We start from the raw sequence: 2,500 nt of genomic DNA, 5'->3' as shown, positions 1-2,500 counted from the left end.
ATCACCCTATCTTGCCAAGCTTCCCAACTTGTTCTGCTATAAAACACTTTTGTAACTCTTATATATCAGTCCTACAACCCCAACATGCAAGCACGTTGGTTTGGGCTCTTCCCCGTTCGCTCGCCGCTACTGAGGGAATCGATTTTTCTTTCTGCTCCTGCTGCTAATGAGATGTTTCAGTTCACAGCGTATTCCGTCAAATATCCTATGTATTCAGATACAGACAACTCTTACGAGTTAGGTTTCCCCATTCGGAAATCTCTGGGTCATAGCGTACTTACCGCTCACCAAAGCTTATCGTAGTTAGTCACGTCCTTCATCGGCTCCTAGTGCCAAGGCATCCACCACGCGCCCTTATTAACTTAACCTAACAGCCGAAACTGTTGTTTAAGTTTATGAGTTGGTCATTTTTCAGACCTGCGATTAAACCGTTCTTTATTAAAGAACTTTTTTGTGTTGTTTCTCGGTTCATTTATTACAATCTTACGATTGTTTTTAAAAGAATTTGTTACTATTCAGTTTTCAATGTGCAACCTGCTAGCCTTGCGACTAGCTATGGAGAATAGCGGGATCGAACCGCTGACCCCCTGCTTGCAAAGCAGGTGCTCTCCCAGCTGAGCTAATTCCCCATAGGATCACTTCTGAACATGATACCTATTTTAGTATCACACTCAAAACTAAACAAAACTTTGAACTTCACGAATTGACATCTAAGTCACTGTCGCTTTCCGATTATCCTTAGAAAGGAGGTGATCCAGCCGCAGGTTCTCCTACGGCTACCTTGTTACGACTTCACCCCAGTCATCTGTCCTGCCTTAGACGGCTCCTTCCTAAAAGGTTAGGCCACCGGCTTTGGGCATTACAAACTCCCATGGTGTGACGGGCGGTGTGTACAAGACCCGGGAACGTATTCACCGCGGCGTGCTGATCCGCGATTACTAGCGATTCCGACTTCATGTAGTCGAGTTGCAGACTACAATCCGAACTGAGACGTACTTTAAGAGATTAGCTCACCCTCGCGGGTTGGCAACTCGTTGTATACGCCATTGTAGCACGTGTGTAGCCCAGGTCATAAGGGGCATGATGATCTGACGTCGTCCCCGCCTTCCTCCGGTTTGTCACCGGCAGTCTCGCTAGAGTGCCCATCTGAATGCTGGCAACTAACAATAAGGGTTGCGCTCGTTGCGGGACTTAACCCAACATCTCACGACACGAGCTGACGACGACCATGCACCACCTGTCACTTTGTCTCCGAAGAGAACACTTCTATCTCTAAAAGCTTCAAAGGATGTCAAGACCTGGTAAGGTTCTTCGCGTTGCTTCGAATTAAACCACATGCTCCACCGCTTGTGCGGGTCCCCGTCAATTCCTTTGAGTTTCAACCTTGCGGTCGTACTCCCCAGGCGGAACACTTAATGCGTTAGCTTCGGCACTAAGAGGCGGAAACCTCCTAACACCTAGTGTTCATCGTTTACGGTGTGGACTACCAGGGTATCTAATCCTGTTTGCTACCCACACTTTCGAGCCTCAACGTCAGTTACAGTCCAGTAAGCCGCCTTCGCCACTGGTGTTCTTCCATATATCTACGCATTCCACCGCTACACATGGAGTTCCACTTACCTCTACTGCACTCAAGTTAACCAGTTTCCAATGCCATTCCGGAGTTGAGCTCCGGGCTTTCACATCAGACTTAATCAACCGTCTGCGCTCGCTTTACGCCCAATAAATCCGGATAACGCTCGGGACATACGTATTACCGCGGCTGCTGGCACGTATTTAGCCGTCCCTTTCTGGTATGGTACCGTCAAACTAAAATCATTCCCTATTCTAGCTGTTCTTCCCATACAACAGTGCTTTACGACCCGAAAGCCTTCATCACACACGCGGCGTTGCTCCATCAGGCTTTCGCCCATTGTGGAAGATTCCCTACTGCAGCCTCCCGTAGGAGTTTGGGCCGTGTCTCAGTCCCAATGTGGCCGATCAGTCTCTCAACTCGGCTATGCATCATTGTCTTGGTAGGCCTTTACCCCACCAACTAACTAATGCACCGCGGATCCATCTCTAGGTGACGCCAAAGCGCCTTTTAACTTTGTGTCATGCGACACTGAGTTTTATTCGGTATTAGCATCTGTTTCCAAATGTTATCCCCAGCCTTGAGGCAGGTTGTCCACGTGTTACTCACCCGTTCGCCACTCACTTGAAAGGTGCAAGCACCTTTCGCTGTGCGTTCGACTTGCATGTATTAGGCACGCCGCCAGCGTTCATCCTGAGCCAGGATCAAACTCTCAATTTGAAAATTTGAAGATTGCTCTTCGATTAAACTGACGATTATTTCGCTATATTCTCTATAACGCTAATCCGTTTATTGTTTGTTACGAATTGACTTCGCAAATTTGTTTTTGTTACCTAAGTAACAGCCACAGATTCGTTTGTTCAAAGTTTTGTTCAGTTTTCAATGTGCTACTTATTGCCCCTTGAGACAACTATATTATCTTATCAC

1 tRNA gene and 2 rRNA genes (1 of these 3 cut by a window edge) are annotated in these 2,500 nt (G+C 47.2%); all 3 read right to left on the bottom strand.

Going from position 1 to position 2,500, the window contains the following annotated elements:
• Positions 1 to 368 (bottom strand): 23S ribosomal RNA (locus tag FF105_RS11410); it reaches 2,546 nt to the left of the window's first position.
• Between the two features lie 188 nt (positions 369 to 556).
• Positions 557 to 629 (bottom strand) — tRNA-Ala (locus FF105_RS11405).
• A gap of 113 nt (positions 630 to 742) precedes the next feature.
• Positions 743 to 2,293 (bottom strand): 16S ribosomal RNA (locus FF105_RS11400).
• The 16S and 23S rRNA genes sit together here with 1 tRNA gene alongside, the layout of an rRNA operon.
• Positions 2,294 to 2,500: the final 207 nt, after the last annotated feature.

Origin of the sequence: Leuconostoc sp. UCMA20149, assembly GCF_030400235.1 — a bacterium.
Classification (GTDB): domain Bacteria; phylum Bacillota; class Bacilli; order Lactobacillales; family Lactobacillaceae; genus Leuconostoc; species Leuconostoc pseudomesenteroides.
Note: the sequence above shows the minus strand (reverse complement) of the source record. Positions and strands in the feature narration are given on the sequence as shown.